At 46.7% G+C, this 15,898-nt stretch carries 15 protein-coding genes and 1 pseudogene; 1 reads left to right on the top strand and 15 read right to left on the bottom strand.

What is annotated here, in order from left to right; translation table 11 throughout:
- Nucleotides 1-5: 5 nt before the first annotated feature.
- The 9 genes and pseudogenes from ACO0K8_RS11100 to ACO0K8_RS11060 form a co-directional block, all read right to left on the bottom strand.
- Nucleotides 6-1,196, bottom strand: a complete 1,191-nt coding sequence (locus ACO0K8_RS11100) for a DesA family fatty acid desaturase (protein ID WP_422946725.1) — start codon at nucleotides 1,194-1,196, stop codon at nucleotides 6-8.
- 81 nt (nucleotides 1,197-1,277) lie between these two features.
- Entirely contained in the window at nucleotides 1,278-2,603 is a 1,326-nt protein-coding gene (locus tag ACO0K8_RS11095; protein ID WP_422946724.1) for a mechanosensitive ion channel family protein, read from the bottom strand.
- A 25-nt stretch (nucleotides 2,604-2,628) separates the two neighbouring features.
- Nucleotides 2,629-3,918, bottom strand: a complete 1,290-nt coding sequence (locus ACO0K8_RS11090; protein ID WP_422946723.1) for an RsmB/NOP family class I SAM-dependent RNA methyltransferase — start codon at nucleotides 3,916-3,918, stop codon at nucleotides 2,629-2,631.
- A gap of 36 nt (nucleotides 3,919-3,954) precedes the next feature.
- Nucleotides 3,955-4,578 carry a phosphoribosylglycinamide formyltransferase gene (gene purN / locus ACO0K8_RS11085; protein WP_422946722.1) on the bottom strand — a complete coding sequence of 208 codons (624 nt, stop codon included), beginning with the start codon at nucleotides 4,576-4,578 and terminating at the stop codon, nucleotides 3,955-3,957.
- Between the two features lie 90 nt (nucleotides 4,579-4,668).
- A pseudogene (locus ACO0K8_RS11080) lies at nucleotides 4,669-5,091 on the bottom strand (barstar family protein); the annotation flags it as partial.
- A gap of 42 nt (nucleotides 5,092-5,133) precedes the next feature.
- Nucleotides 5,134-5,511 carry a ribonuclease domain-containing protein gene (locus ACO0K8_RS11075; RefSeq protein ID WP_422946721.1) on the bottom strand — a complete coding sequence of 126 codons (378 nt, stop codon included), beginning with the start codon at nucleotides 5,509-5,511 and terminating at the stop codon, nucleotides 5,134-5,136.
- Between the two features lie 108 nt (nucleotides 5,512-5,619).
- Nucleotides 5,620-6,789, bottom strand: coding sequence for a patatin-like phospholipase family protein (locus tag ACO0K8_RS11070; protein ID WP_422946720.1), 1,170 nt, complete (start codon nucleotides 6,787-6,789; stop codon nucleotides 5,620-5,622).
- 117 nt (nucleotides 6,790-6,906) lie between these two features.
- Entirely contained in the window at nucleotides 6,907-7,665 is a 759-nt protein-coding gene (locus ACO0K8_RS11065) for a 3-hydroxyacyl-CoA dehydrogenase (RefSeq protein ID WP_422946719.1), read from the bottom strand.
- Between the two features lie 227 nt (nucleotides 7,666-7,892).
- Nucleotides 7,893-10,073 (bottom strand): sodium-translocating pyrophosphatase, encoded by a 2,181-nt coding sequence (locus tag ACO0K8_RS11060; RefSeq protein WP_422946718.1) that lies wholly within the window; start codon nucleotides 10,071-10,073, stop codon nucleotides 7,893-7,895.
- Here ACO0K8_RS11060 and ACO0K8_RS11055 point away from each other — a divergent pair.
- A complete protein-coding gene (locus tag ACO0K8_RS11055; protein ID WP_422946717.1) occupies nucleotides 10,072-10,287 on the top strand; it encodes a hypothetical protein in 216 nt (71 codons plus the stop codon). The two genes, ACO0K8_RS11060 and ACO0K8_RS11055, sit on opposite strands and share 2 nt — an antisense overlap.
- Before the next feature lie 144 nt (nucleotides 10,288-10,431).
- Here ACO0K8_RS11055 and adk read toward each other — a convergent pair whose 3' ends face one another.
- From adk to ACO0K8_RS11025, 6 genes are all read right to left on the bottom strand, one after another.
- Nucleotides 10,432-11,088: an adenylate kinase gene (gene adk, locus ACO0K8_RS11050; RefSeq protein ID WP_422946716.1), complete on the bottom strand. Its 657-nt coding sequence runs from the start codon at nucleotides 11,086-11,088 to the stop codon at nucleotides 10,432-10,434.
- Nucleotides 11,089-11,364: 276 nt separating this feature from the next.
- Entirely contained in the window at nucleotides 11,365-12,111 is a 747-nt protein-coding gene (gene kdsB, locus ACO0K8_RS11045; protein ID WP_422946715.1) for a 3-deoxy-manno-octulosonate cytidylyltransferase, read from the bottom strand.
- A 3-nt stretch (nucleotides 12,112-12,114) separates the two neighbouring features.
- Complete coding sequence (locus ACO0K8_RS11040; protein WP_422946714.1) at nucleotides 12,115-12,297, bottom strand: Trm112 family protein; 183 nt, start codon at nucleotides 12,295-12,297, stop codon at nucleotides 12,115-12,117.
- Between the two features lies 1 nt (nucleotide 12,298).
- Nucleotides 12,299-13,312: a tetraacyldisaccharide 4'-kinase gene (gene lpxK, locus ACO0K8_RS11035; protein WP_422946713.1), complete on the bottom strand. Its 1,014-nt coding sequence runs from the start codon at nucleotides 13,310-13,312 to the stop codon at nucleotides 12,299-12,301.
- Nucleotides 13,313-13,457: 145 nt separating this feature from the next.
- The gene (locus ACO0K8_RS11030) at nucleotides 13,458-13,907 is read right to left on the bottom strand and encodes an ExbD/TolR family protein (RefSeq protein ID WP_422946712.1); all 450 of its coding nucleotides are present in this window, start codon (nucleotides 13,905-13,907) and stop codon (nucleotides 13,458-13,460) included.
- Nucleotide 13,908: 1 nt separating this feature from the next.
- Complete coding sequence (locus ACO0K8_RS11025; RefSeq protein WP_422946711.1) at nucleotides 13,909-14,514, bottom strand: MotA/TolQ/ExbB proton channel family protein; 606 nt, start codon at nucleotides 14,512-14,514, stop codon at nucleotides 13,909-13,911.
- Nucleotides 14,515-15,898 lie beyond the last annotated feature (1,384 nt).

The following is a 15,898-nucleotide window of genomic DNA, read 5'->3' as shown; positions in this document are numbered from 1 at the left end:
TTCGACTAAGCGTAACTACGCAGCCTACGTGAAAAATCATGCAGGGTCTGGATGCCTGATGCTTCTGCTCTAACGCACCAATCTTGTAGTTGCTGAACTAACTGTTCGCGACTCGCGGTTGAGCGTTCCCAAATGAAGCCTAATTCAACGCGCATATCGTGCATAGTTTTCAGTGCATTACTATGCGCAAGCAACTCCGACAATTGTTGTTTTTGAGGATCCTCTAGCTTACTAGGTTCACGTTGTAAAAGTTTTTTTGCCGCCTTTAAAAAACCCGCTTCAAAAGGTGCTTTTTCACGTAATTGAGCCAATTCGTCACGCCACGCCTTGCGTAGTGATTTTGTATATTTGGCCATTACATCATAACGATTTGTGATGACCGCCTGCAAAGTTTCCATATCTATTACGGTTTTAATTTCCGCAAATTTCGGCTCTGGAGCCAATTTTCGAACTTTTGCTAAACCTATTATTTCCATACAACGGATATATAACCAACCGATATCAAATTCATACCACTTCGACGATAACTTCGCAGAGGTTCCAAAAGTATGGTGATTATTATGTAATTCTTCGCCGCCTATCAAAATACCAAAAGGAATGATGTTGGTAGAGGCATCAACACAATCATAGTTGCGATAACCCCAATAATGTCCAATTCCATTAATAATTCCTGCTGCAGTTACCGGTATCCACAACATTTGTATCGCCCAAACTGTTACTCCAACAACACCAAATAAGAAAACGTCAATAAAGAGCATAAGCACTATTCCCATCCAACTACGGCCGGTGTATAGCTCACGCTCGATCCAGTCGTCAGGAGTTCCATGCCCATACTTTTGCATGGTTTCAAGGTTTTTCGATTCAGCACGATATAACTCGGCCCCCTCAAATAACACTTTTTTTATGCCTCTTGTTACCGGGCTATGCGGGTCCTCTTCCGTCTCGCATTTTGCATGATGTTTGCGATGTATCGCAGCCCACTCCTTGGTAACTTGCCCTGTAGTCAACCATAGCCAAAATCTAAAAAAATGACTTGGAATTGCATGTAATTCCAAGGCACGATGCGCTTGGCAACGATGTAAAAAAATTGTAACGCTTGCAATGGTAATGTGAGTGACGAGCATGGTAAAAGCAAATACTTGCCAGCCAGTAGCTCCTGTAATGCCATTGGATAAAAAATCAAAAATAGTACTCAAAATAACATGTGCTCCATAGTTAATCAGTTCTTTGCAAATTCATCCACAGCAAATCAAAGACGCCAAATTAGAAGTTTCCGTCTAGCATTGTACGCTTTTTCCAAGCGACCTTCCAATTTCACTGGCAGCATCACTCATAGTAATGACTCTTTGAGGATATGGAAGTTCAATCTGGCGAGTCTGCAAAACTTTCCAAATTGCACGATTGACTTCCGAAAGTACATTGGTTCGACCATTTTCTGGATCTGCTATCCAAAACCCGACTCGTAACTCCAAACCATCCGCGCCAAATTTAACGAGATATGCAGACGGTCCATTTTCAGTCAATACCCGGCTTACGCTGGCAGCCGCTTCGGCTAACAATGGAAGGATAGACTCCAAATCCGTCTTGTAAGCCACGGTAAGATCTGTTGTCATTACAACGGACCGATCCGTCAATGAGTAATTCTGCACAGGATTCGATACCAGCATCTCGTTTGGAATAATTGACTCACCACCATCCATTCCTTTGAGTACGGTGTAGCGCGTCTTAATATCGGTTATTTCTCCGTTGAATTTATCTACAGATACCATATCACCGATCGAGACGCTACGATCGAGCAAGATAATGAACCCAGAAATATAGCTACTGGTTATTTTCTGTAAGCCCAGTCCCAGCCCCACACCTAATGCGCCACCAAAAATAGACAAGACAGTCAAATCTATTCCGACCATGGTAAGACTCGCCAAAATCGCTACAATTATCAAGACTCCGCGTCCAAGTCTTGAAAAAACCACTTTGAGAGAGATATGCATGCTTGGCAACAACATCAAACGTGCTTCTAACGCGGCACTTGCCCACATCGCCACAAGCAATGTCACGATCACTGAAGCAATTGCCTGCAAAATTTCCAAAATAGAAATTTTATTGCGCCCTATCGGGAGCACGATCTCATCAAGTGCTGAAGATAGCTCTTGCCACAAACCAGTAAAATATAATGTGACGCCTAGGACGACTAAACCAATGAACAGTTTTTCAAAAAGTACGAGAAACCGCCCGACCGTCCCATCTTTTGAGAATGTCCGCCTGACCACATATAAGACAAAACGAATTAAGGCAAAGGAGCCAATAATCGGAAAAAGCAGACTCAATAAATTGGTGTGCTGCCATTTTCCGAGTATCACTTTTGCAACAAGGATGAACATCAAACAAAACCCTGGGAACAGCACAGGAGAGAAGCTCTCCACCCCCAACTTTATTACGTCAGAAGTTGCCCCGACGGAAGAAAATATTTTCCTCACTTGCCTTGAAACAAGCAATGCCAACACGCAGCAAATTATGACTGTCCCTACTTGCCATAGAATAGCCGGACTCTGCAGATCATCGACCAAATCAGAAACAAGTTTTGCCAGCAAAGGTGTACTCATAAAAAAACGAACTTAGATCGAATTGTTAATCTAACGGTGTCACTGCGACAGGCGCCACCAGGTTGTCCCTTTGCATGATTGCAGCAAAAAAACCATCTGTTTGATGACGATGCGGAAGAAGTTTTAGGTAGTCACCCATTTCAAGATCGATCTTTTGATCAGACAGCACCTGTGAAGCTGGTATTAACTTAAAGTCGGGATGCGTCGACAAAAAAGCTTGGACAATATCATCATTTTCTTCATCTAAAACGCTACAAGTGGCGTAAACCAAGCGTCCTCCAGCCTTTACCAAACGTGCTGCGCTATCAAGAATTGCTGCCTGCTTAACATTTAGCTCCGCAACACCAGTCTGGGTTTGGCGCCACTTGACATCGGGATTGCGTCGCAGAGTACCTAAACCACTACAGGGTGCGTCAACCAAGACTCGATCAAGTTTACCAGCCAATCGTTTTACTTTTGCATCGCGCTCATGCGCAATAAGTACAGGATGGACATTAGACAGGCCACTACGTGCCAATCTTGGTTTTAACCTCGCTAAACGTTTTTCAGAAATATCGAACGCATATAAGCGCCCGGTATTGCGCATAAATGCACCTAAGGCTAAGGTCTTACCGCCAGCACCAGCACAAAAATCTGCAACCATTTCACCGCGTTTAGCACCTAATAATTGCGCCAGAAGTTGGCTACCCTCATCTTGAACCTCTATGGTACCGTCCTTAAACAAGGGGAGATTTTGAATCGAAGGTTTTTTAATGACACGTAAACCGGTTGATGAATACGGAGTAGGCTCAGCCACAATCGGCGCCTGCGCCAAAACACTAATTACTTCATCACGATTGCCTTTTAACGTATTCACCCTTAAATCAAGAGCGGCTGGCGTATTGAGAGATTCGGCCAGTTGTAAAGCTTCGACTTCGCCGTATTTCGCCACCAGCTTTTGCCACAACCAATCAGGCATATTTGATTTCATTGCGACAGGCAAATGGGAGCGGTCGATTTGCATTACGCGTTCGAGCCAAGCGATTTCATCCTCACTTAAACCGCCTAAGGAATCCACTCCAGCGGCGTCAGCCAAACCTAATAAAGTAAGCCGGCGCATAGGCGAGCCGTAACCCGACTCCGAAAAACTGGTATAAACGCTCTTATTACGTAACAAGCCGTAGATTGCTTCTGCGATAACACCGCGCTCCCGCCCCCCGAGACGTGGATGTTCGCGGAAATAGCGTGATAACGTTCCATCAGCAGGGCCGGTGAATCGCAAAATTTCGCGTAAAACTTCTTCGGTATGACCGACAATTGCTGGAGGTAATCTCATTCTATTTCTTTCTCAGTTCGTACTTTAATTTATTCTTTAATTCGTTAAATCGGTATCTACATCTACGTCGACACGATTGCCATTCACTTTTAATTTACCCTCGACAAACCAACGAACGGCTCTCGGGTAAATTATATGCTCCTGGATTAATAATCGTTGCGACAAGCTGTCTTCATCGTCGGAGCTTAGTATTCTGACCGCCACCTGTTCAATTATGGGTCCATGATCCAACTCTGGAGTCACAAAATGAACAGTTAATCCATGAATTTTGACGCCTGCATCAAGGGCCTGTTTATGCGTCTTTACGCCAACAAAACTTGGTAGCAATGAAGGATGAATATTCATCATGCGATTCGTGTAATGCTCTACGAATGCTACGCTCAAGATGCGCATAAAACCGGCTAATACGACAAGATCGGGGGAGTAACGGTCTATTTCAGTCTGAAGCACAGCATCAAATGCTTCACGTGTGGGGAAATTTTTACTAATGATTACTGAGGTGGGAATGCCCATACTGGCGGCATACTCCAACCCGGCGGCGTCACTACGATTGCTAATCACTGCGACGATTTCTGCTGACCAATTTTCTTTTTTTGCGGCCTGGACGATAGCCTGCATGTTGCTGCCACGACCAGAAATTAATATGACTATCCTTTTCATTGCGGCATTGTACCTGTGTACAGGCCCAAGCCCCAAATAAAAATACTGCAATTTCAAACGTCTGCAGCGAATTGGGTAAAGATTTGAAGTTTACTGAAACGAATAAAATACTCTAAAAGCAATTTTTTTTTCGGCCCAAAATTCCGCAGCATCGCGAAAAACATCGAGCAAGGTCTCACGCGCTTCCTTGTCGAACTTTGGAGTGTTTGGTAATTGCTCCAAAACGACTACAAAACCAGCCTGGGCACCTGCTTTGTATATGAGATCGGTCAGGCAGTCCGACAATGCATCGAAATTTTTACCCACATACTTGGGAAATCCAAATGATGTTGCTATTAACCCTAAGACTTGCTGCTTGGTTTTAGCTTCAAGACAATACGCATACAAAAAATGCTGACCTGATTTACTAGCCTCAGCTTGCAATTCCGGGATCCGGAATGCTCGAATTGACTGCACTACATTCGGAGTGACCGCCTCTAGTAAACTTACGTCTCCCTCATTTGGCGAAATTATGACCATGAAAGCTCCGTCGACATAAAATTATAAAAATGGCATTTATTCTTGTATTTTTCGAAAATTCTCATAGTGGTCGTCAGTATAATAATATTCGCCTGAGAATTTTGCGCTCCCACCGGCAATGATACGTCGAGCACCTCGATTTTTGGCCCGTGGCGTTTTGACCGTATATTCATGATAGTAGCCACGTTTTTGCCTGGGCAACTTCGACTCATAATTTCCAAAAACTTTAGCATCTTGTGAATAAGGAAACGGGCCACCCTGTTTTATCAACATTAACGTTGTTTGTGCCTCCTGTGGCAAATCATGAGCTAAGACAACATCAAAACCAAGAAACTCTTTAGAAAACACAGCAGATGAAAACAGCAACAAAAACAAAATTGCCATCCATCGTCTTAAAATCATCGGTTTATTCATCTTTAATTTTATTTGCAGAATTTGCGATATCGCCTTACAGAGTAACGTTTTGACAGCGTCGAATCAAGCTAAGGCGAAAAAAACATATTTTTTCATGACGCCGTTTTTCTATTCTTGAAAAAAATTACAGACTTCCTGCCGATTCGCCCAAGTATCTTTTTCACCCAATGCAATCAATTCTCGGGTGTAGCTGGCCTCGAAAAGTAAATAGGATGCCAATCCAGCCCCGCGCACCTCAGTTGCGCCGATACCACCTAACATTGCCCTTACCGGCAGCGGCAAGCTATTAATGTGTCGGCTGGCAATCTCATCCAAGCGCTCTGATGGAGCAATCACAAGTATTTTGACTGGTTTTAAAGGGGTTTTCTCCAAATACTCAGGAGGTAGCATAGATAAGGTTTTATTAATACGCGTAAGCCTTTCAATATCGACAGCGAGACTATCGAGAAAAATACTGGCCATCGCATGTCCGGCGATTTGCGCGAAACTTGGGTATTGTGCGTTTTCTGTTTGCTGCCGGGGTGGTTCAGTCAGGCGTCCGGCACCAATAATTAAAACCTTCTCCGCTCCCAAATGAATCGCCGGAGAAATGGGAGCCAATTGGCGCATCGATCCATCCCCACAGTATTCTAAGCGCCCGCCCCAATTGAGAGGGACAGAGGGAAAAATAAACGGGATCGCAGAAGATGCCATCAAATGCTGTACGCCGATAAAATCTCTTTGCGACAATCTTTGCGTTCTGACCCAAGGCGCAATATCAGCAAGCGTCTGATAAAAGGTTAAATGATGTCCAGCAGTATACGAAGAAGCCGTCACGGCCAGCGCATGCAGCGATCCTTTGGCAAGAGTTTGATCCAGCCTATCCAAATCCAACAAACGAGTCAGCAATTCGGAAAGCGGTGCGTTATTCAACAACGAGGTTGGCGGTGTTTTTCTCCATTTATTCAATAGCCAGCCAAACGACATGAGCGACAACCATCTGGCACCTGAACGTATCACACCTATGGAGTCAGCACGATACACCTGGGCTGCCTCAAAATTTTCCCAGACATGAACAATACTAGATACAGCCTCTTTAAAATGATCACAACGACATGCCAATGCCGTGGCATTGATCGCGCCGGCTGAGGTTCCACAGATAATACCAAAAGGATTATCTTGTTCGCTCCATCCCTCTTCCAGCAATATCTGCGAGATCGCTTTCAATACGCCCACTTGGTACGCTGCTCTTGCGCCACCACCGGTCAATATCAATCCTGTTTTAGTATTATTTTTCATCTAGCCTACAAATAAAAAAGGGCAAACATCCTGTCCGCCCTAGTGTATAAGCACGCTATAAAAATGTCATGTTACAAGATGTTATTTCCTGCTTTACATAACAAATTACAACATAAATTATTTTGCCTGCATACGTATAGCGCCATCAAGACGTATCGTCTCGCCGTTAAGCATGACGTTTTCTATAATCGCTTTTGCCAGATGCGCATATTCATCCGGCCGCCCCAAGCGCGATGGGAATGGCACCATTTTACCCAAGGCATCTTGCACTTCTTGTGGCATACCAAGCAACATAGGGGTTTCAAAAATCCCCGGAGCAATGGTCATGACGCGGATACCGTTACGTGAGAGATCACGCGCCATAGGCAAAGTCAAACCAACTACTGCCGCCTTGGAGGAGGCATAAGCAGCCTGCCCCATTTGTCCGTCAAACGCGGCTACGGAAGCGGTGTTGATGATGATACCGCGCTCACTATCGCTGCTGGCCTCCGTTTTTCCCATCGCCTCTGCCGCAAGACGCGCCATATTGAAGGTACCGATCAGATTGATATTCACAGTACGTTGAAATACATCGAGTGGATGAGCACCCTCTTTGCCTACGGTTTTAACTGCAGGTGCAACGCCGGCGCAATTGATCAAACCGCGCAGAGTCCCGATAGCGGTGGCAGCTTCAACCACGGCTTTGCCGTCAGCTTCTGATGTGACATCGCATTTGATAAATTTCCCACCAAGTTCGGCGGCCAATTTCTCGCCTTGCTCAACTTGTACATCGGCCAATACCACTTTACCTCCATTGGCAACGATCATGCGTGCCGTCGCGGCGCCTAAGCCCGACGCACCACCAGTAATGATGAATACATTATTTTGAATTTGCATTTTTCTGTCTCTTTCAGATTAAATTTATAGTCCTTGGTGCTCATGCGTTTCAATAGCATAGTCCAGCAACGCTTCGGCGTCAGGGCTTTAAGTCGCAATGATGCTCACAGCGAGACTCTTCGTGTGACGTTTACGTAAACGTAAGCCAGTCATATATTGTAACCATTTTTTAGTTACGAAAATCAAAAAAGGCAGCCGCAGCCGCCTTTTTTGATGCTGTCAGCCGTTTATTTAGACGCTGATGCCGCGACCGTTGAGGATGCGGCCGCTGGAACAAACACCACTGCCGAGCTGGTTTCTACCTGCTGCACTGCTGCATGTGGAGCGACTGCAGGCGCATCTGCCCACGGCAACAATGGGAACAAAGGCACCAATAGCAAAGCCACAATATTGATAATTTTGATTAAAGGATTAACTGCCGGGCCCGCCGTGTCTTTATACGGATCGCCGACCGTATCTCCAGTCACTGCAGCCTTGTGAGCCTCGGATCCTTTACCACCAAAATGACCGTCTTCTATATATTTTTTCGCATTATCCCAAGCACCGCCGCCAGTCGTCATAGAGATAGCGACAAACAAGCCAGTCACTATGGTCCCCATCAACATGCCGCCCAAAGCCGCCGGTCCAAGTGCCAAGCCGACCACAATCGGCACTACCACCGGCAACAGAGAAGGCAAAATCATCTCTTTAATCGCCGAAGCGGTCAGCATATCCACCGCTTTATCGTATTCCGGCTTGCCGGTACCATCCATGATGCCCTTGATTTCTCGGAATTGTCGGCGTACCTCCACCACCACGGCGCCAGCCGCGCGCCCTACCGCTTCCATCGCCATCGCGCCAAACAAATAAGGAATCAGGCCACCGATGAATAAGCCGACGATCACTCTAGGATCAGACAAATCAAACGAAACTTGTAGGCCTACGGACGACAAGGCGTGCGTGTAATCTGCGAACAAAACCAAGGCGGCCAGACCGGCAGAGCCTATCGCATAACCTTTGGTCACTGCTTTGGTGGTGTTACCGACCGCATCAAGTGGGTCAGTAATGGCACGTACCGACTCGGGCATACCCGACATTTCAGCAATGCCGCCCGCGTTATCGGTAATCGGTCCATAAGCATCGAGCGCGACGATAATACCCGCCATCGACAACATCGAAGTTGCTGCAATCGCGATGCCATATAAACCGGCGTCGCACATTTGCCCCAGCTTGTAGGAGACCAGTATCGCAGCGCACACCGCCAACACAGGATAGGCGGTTGATTTCATAGAGACGCCCAGGCCGGCAATAATATTCGTGCCATGTCCGGTAGTGGATGCCTCGGCAATATGGCGCACAGGTTTGAAGTCGGTGCCAGTGTAATACTCGGTGATGTAGACCATTAGCCCGGTCAACACAATGCCAACAACCGCTGAGCCCATCATAGGCACACGCATATCTTCCGGCAACAACGTCCAGGTCACTACTGCAAAGCCGATCAAAGAAAGACCTGCCGCCCACCAAAGGCCAGTATATAAGGCCGACATAATTTTCTTGCCAGGAGTATGTTTCACCATAGAGCAACCGACGATAGAGGCCGGGATAGATACCGCACCTAACAACAGCGGATACATAATCGCAGCCGTGGTCGCCTTGGTAATCACCAAAGCACCGAGTAGCATAGTGGCGATCAGCGTCACCACATAGGTCTCAAATAAATCGGCCGCCATACCGGCGCAATCACCGACATTGTCACCGACGTTATCGGCAATCACAGCGGGGTTACGCGGATCGTCTTCCGGAATACCGGCTTCCACTTTACCAACCAGATCAGCACCAACGTCAGCACCTTTGGTAAAGATACCGCCACCTAAACGTGCGAAGATAGAAATCAGGGATGCGCCAAACGCCAAACCTATCAGCGGCTTAATTACGTCATGCTCAGTGACCGTATGTCCGAGACCGTGTGGTGCCGATGCCATCAGCACCCAATAGAAGCCCGTGACACCCAATAAACCCAAGCCAACTACCAACATGCCAGTAATCGCCCCGCCCTTGAACGCCACATCGAGCGCCTGATTCATGCCCTTGGTGGCGGCTTGCGCGGTTCTGACATTGGCCCGCACCGAGACGTTCATGCCTATGAAGCCGCATGCGCCCGACAATACCGCGCCAATTAAGAAGCCCATTGCAGGCAAGGCACCCAAGCCAGGCAAGGCCCAGATCAAAATAAACAAAACGGTGCCAACAATGGCAATGGTTCGATACTGCCTGGCGAGATAGGCGGCCGCCCCCTCTTGTATCGCCTTGGCGATTTCTTGCATACGCGCATTGCCAGCATCTTGTTTCAAGATCCAGCTACGTGACATCAAACCGTAAAGCACCGCAATTACACCGCATGCAACGACGAACCAAAGACTAGCTACCATGTTGACTCCTCCAATTGTTATGGGCTTTTCTTGCATGGATAATGCAAGACCAAGCCTTATGAAACACAGCGACAAAGCAAAACAACGACGATACTTCACTGCCTCAAGCAAACTGCTTTTACGCAATAAAAACTGCACACTGCAACACTTTTACGCCGCCCTGCTTGGTGGAGTCTGCATGCAAACTAAGCCTGGGCTGGCCAATCATTTTTAATGACTTACGCAAAACCACTCTAGTGTCTTTGCACTCGCCTTACCTGAACAATTTTGCATAAGTCGTATTTTTTCAGATAAAAACTGAAAGAACTTCTGCCAACTATTTCGTCGAAAAAAAAGCGGACGCTCAGGTCCGCTTTTATTATTCTGACAGCTCCGCGAAAGCACTGTCGCGGATTGCCTCGACCGGACCTACGCCGGCGATTTTGCGATACTTAGGCGCGCCAGGTTGACCGGATTTTGCCCAATCACCGTAGTAACCAACCAAAACCTCAGTTTGCTCATGATAGACAGCCAGACGTTTTGTGACGGTTTCTTCTTTATCGTCATCGCGCTGAATCAATTCTTCACCGGTCTCATCATCACGACCTTCAACTTTTGGTGGATTGAATTTGACATGATAGGTACGACCAGAACCGGAATGCACGCGACGACCGCTCATGCGCTCGACAATTGCGCTGTCTGGCACGTCAATTTCCAAGACGTAATCGATACTCACGCCGGCATCTTTCATCGCATCCGCTTGTGGCGTGGTGCGAGGAAAACCATCGAACAAATAGCCATTGGCACAATCTGACTGGGTCAATCTATCTTTTACCAAGCCTATGATAATGTCGTCCGATACCAAACCACCGGCATCCATAACTTTTTTGGCTTCCAAACCGAGCGCTGTGCCCGCCTTAACCGCGGCACGCAACATGTCTCCGGTTGAAATTTGAGGAATATTATATTTTTCCTTGATAAAAGTGGCTTGTGTACCCTTACCAGCTCCTGGTGCTCCCAACAAAATAAGACGCATTTTATTTCCTAAGACGAGTTTGAATTATTTAAATTTTTGCGTGCATGCAGAACGCTATGCCAATCTAAGGATTGGCTAGATGATCAACATGCGAATTACTTGATTTGATATTTCTAATGCTAGTTTTACGTTATTTATTTTATTTAGCACTAGTAATATCACAGATTCTTTTCACGAAACTTACCACAGTTTTTTAGTTTATTGATGCTTTGCCACCTTATTGCATCGATATGCAACGTTATCCGGCAATATCCGTACTTTTTCTCTGTTTGTTACTCAATAAAACTGCCTGATGCGCTCTAAATCCTCTGCCGTATCCACTCCTGGCGCAGGGCAGGCGTCACTGACGTGGACGGCAATTGCAAAACCATTCCACAAGACCCTTAATTGCTCCAGAGCCTCGATTTTTTCTAGCGGAGAGATTTCCAGCAAGGGATAAGCTTGCAAAAAATCGTTGCGATAGGCATACAAACCTATATGTCGCAAAGGGGCATAGCCGGCCGGCAAGCTGTCTTTGCTCAAGGCAAAGGCATCCCTATCCCAGGGAATGGTGGCGCGCGAAAAATACATGGCGCGGCCGTTTTTATCCAACACCACCTTCACCACGTTGGGATTGAAGACGTCCTGCAGTTCATGCAAGGGATGGGCGGCGGTCGCCATAGGCACACTCTGACTCACCAATTTTGCCGTCGCCGCGATTAAATCCGGGTCTATCAATGGTTCGTCACCTTGCACATTAACCACTACCGCATCGGCCGCTAAACCCATAGCCGCCGCCACTTCGGCGATTCTATCGGTACCAGAAGGATGATCGGCGCGCGTCATACAGGCTGGAATGCCGTGCTGTTTACAGGCAGCCAGAATATCGACATGGTCGGTCGCTACCATAATCTGACTAGCCCCAGACAATAGCGCTCTCTCAGCAGTACGCACGACCATAGGTTTGCCACCCAGATCGGCCAGCGGTTTATTCGGCAGGCGGCTAGACGCCATGCGGGCCGGGATAATGACGGTAAAACGCATGCCTTACTTCGCTCTTTCAGTCGCAGCCAGGCTGCGCGCCTGATCGGTCCACATGATAGGAATGCCATCGCGGATAGGAAAAGCCAGCGCATCGGCATTGCAGACCAACTCTTGTGCAGCCTTGTCGTACACCAAGGGGCCTTTACACAAAGGGCAAACCAAAACATCGAGCAAGCGTGCGTCCATCTTATTTCTCCGAAATCATTTTAAGTAATTGTGCGGCAAACCCGGCGTCGAGTTGCGCGCTCACTGGCACCACCCAGATGCGTACATCATTGCGCAATTCAGCTAACTGACGACATTTTACTGCATCCTTTTCAGTGATCAGGATGATATCGGCGTCAATCGTGCGAAAAGTTTCACTGGTAAATGCGTGGTGATCCTGCAGCGCCAGTTCATCAAACTGCAATCCCGCGGCGCGCAGCATCGCAAAGTAACGCTCCGGATGGCCGATTCCCGCTGCTGCTGTAATCCGGCGGCCATTCATCTGCGCCAAACTCGTTTTTTGCTCAGGTGCCGCCAGACAAAATAAAGTATCCGGGATTAGCTGCATACGTAGCACCTGATCACCTATTCCCGTCACCGATACACCTAAAGGCGCATTCAACACCGTAAAGTCGCGCCGCCGTGACACCGGCTCGCGCAAAGGTCCGGCCGGCAGTAGGTAGCCATTGCCAACACCGCGCTGATCAAACATCAGGATCTCGACATCCCGCGCCAAGGCATAGTGCTGCAAACCATCGTCAGAAATAATTACATCGGTCTTTGGATAAGCCTCCAACAAGGCGCGCCCGGCAGCCACTCTATCGCGCCCAACCATCACTGGACAAGACGTACGCTGCGCTATCAGCAAAGGCTCATCGCCGACCACGCTCGCCAAAGAATCAGTCCACACTTCAGAGATAGTTTCAGCGCTAGCACCATAACCGCGCGAAATGACACCCGGATGCTTGCCGGCCCGTTTTAATTGCTGCGCCAGCCAGATCACCAATGGCGTCTTGCCAGTGCCGCCGATAAAAATATTTCCGACCATGATCACAGGCACCGCTAAACGCGTCTGCGACTTATAGCCGAGCATGATCAAGCCTAAGCGAAACTGTATGATTAGCTGAAACAGCTTGGACACTGGCCAAAATACACATGCCAGCCAACCGCGCCGCAACCAAGCACGTAATAAAGCTGCTTCGAGTAGCGCACGCAAGGGGATAAACTCCGAATGGGTCTCTGGTCGGGCAGCATACTCCCACCCAGTACCAGAAAAAATTTAAAAATGCGCGCATAGAATATGCGCAATAGAGGAGTAAATGCTTATACTCCTCTATATACCTTACTACTTAGCTAGCTAGCTACTTAGATTTAGCAGAAGCCTGCGCGGCAAACGTCACCTTGGCTAAACCGGCCAGTCGAGCCGCTTCCAAGACATCGATCACAGACTGATGCGTGGCTGCTCTGTCGGCATTGATGATGACGATAGGATCATGTTGCGCACCGTCCTTCGCCGCATCCATAGCGCCAGCGGCTTGCTTAAGATCATTGGCCAGAGTTGCGGTATCCAAAAATGACACAGCCTGGCTATTGATTTTATAGCGCCCCTGCGCATCGATGCCGATCTCGATTTGATTCGGTTTGTCCTGCGCCTTTTCTGCATCGGCCGTCGGCAGCGTGATTTGTAATTCGGTAAAACGGCTATACGTCGTTGTCACCATCAGAAAAATCAAAATCACCAGCAACACGTCGATAAAAGGAATCAGGTTAATCTCGGGGTCTTCCCTGCCTTTGCCTTTGCGAAAATTCATCTTATTTTCTCGCGTTGTGGACAGTATCGACAAACTTCACCGCTTGCTGCTCCATATCGACCACTAGACTATCGACCAGAGCGCGGAAATGGCGGTAAAAAATCAAAGCTGGCATGGCGATCAGCAGACCAAAACCGGTGTTATACAGCGCCACCGAAATCCCATGCGCCAGTTGAGCAGGATTGGCGCCAGCCGCAGTTTGCGAACCAAAAATTTCTATCATACCGACCACGGTACCGAACAAACCCATCAACGGTGCCAGTGAGGCTATCGTCCCCAAAGTCGTCAAAAAGCGTTCCAGATCATGCGCGACGCCGCGACCTGCTTCTTCGATCGACTCCTTCATGACTTCTCTAGGCGCATTCACATTGCGCAAACCGGCCGCCAAGACTTTACCCAGCGGCGAATTGCTCGCCAATTGATCGATCACTTCTTGCTTGATCTTGCCAGAATGATAGACGCGTATCACCTCATCGAGCAGAGTCTTGGGCAGGATGCGTTGACGTCGCAATGACAGCGCACGCTCCAATATCAGCGCCAGAGCGACAATCGAGGAAATGAGTAAAAGATAAATGGGCCAACCAGCAGCTTGAATAATGGCGAACAAAAGAAACTCCTAAGGGTATGAATCCAACCCCGCAATGTAGCTTAGTGTGTCTCTATGAGCAAGTAGATGCGGACGAAATTTCAGAATATTTCGCTGTCTATGCTGATAAGCATGCCGCTGCCATCCGTTTCTAGCACCAAGTTTTACACATATTTTGTGTGGAAACCTGTGGATATCTTAGCAAACCTAGGCTAAGCGCTTGATTTATATACCAATTAATCGCCTGCAACAAAAGTAATCAGCGTCGCATACGAAAAATTCTAGACATCACGAGCAACTCAAGACACATACTCGGCTCTGTTTTTGCACACTTTGTGTGGACAAAATTGTGAACAAGCCAAGAACACATTGCTAAGCAATTGATTTCAATCAGCATTTCATCTCTGCTCAAGAATGTGGCAACACCCCAGTTTGAGCCACTAAATTGAGCAAATATGGGTTTAAATAGCTACCGCCATCGCTGACACAAAGTTTTTCACATTTATTGTGGATAAGATTGTGCAGCATTCTTGGAATTAAGGATAAAGCTCTGATTTATAAGCGTATTTACTAGTCGCTTAGAAAACAGGCAGGTGCCGGAATTAGCACATTTAATTGCGTAAAAAGCAAAAATAACCAAACAAATCACCTTCGGTCGAGGATATGCATAAGATTCTGCACATTTTTTGTGGACAAGATTGTGCAAAAGCCTGGGCTTACATGTTAGATCATTGATTTCATTCGTTATTTTCCGTATGCCTTCGATTTAAGCAGTGAAGAGATGCAGATTTCTGCAGGCATTCAGGCCAATCGAGCGAAAACCTAAAAATAGTCTTTTTCCAAAAGTTTGCACATATTTTGTGGATAAGATTGTGCGCAAACGGAATTTAAAATGCTAAACCCATGATTTTAATCAATATTTAATGACTGCCAAGATTTTAAGCAGGTCCGTCTGTTTTTTATAAAATATTATTTCCATAAAGAAATTCAGGCGCGAGATGCAGGTCCGTGCATTTCCACACATATTTTGTGGACAAGATTGTGTACAAAGGCATTATTAATAGATAAGTAGTTGATTTTAATCACTATTAATCTCCTGCTCAAGAATCATGCATCTATGCACTTTTTCAATTTTTAAATATTAAATATATAATTTATTACTCTTCATCCTTAGAAGAAAAAAGTTCTTCACATTTTCTGTGGATAAAGTCCCCAAAAAAACCACTAAATAATTTTAAGCGCATGATTTAAATCGGTATTTATGCGCTGCCCTAAAATTAAACAATGCGGATAAATCGGTATTTATCCACAAAAAAATTAACTAAAAAGAAAGTAAGCCAATTTAAGCACATCATTTCCACACATATTTTGTGGACAAGATTGTGTACAAAGCTTGCGTATAGGA

The sequence above is a fragment of the Undibacterium sp. Ren11W genome, from assembly GCF_049340485.1.
Classification (GTDB): Bacteria; Pseudomonadota; Gammaproteobacteria; order Burkholderiales; family Burkholderiaceae_D; genus Undibacterium.
Note: the sequence above shows the minus strand (reverse complement) of the source record. Positions and strands in the feature narration are given on the sequence as shown.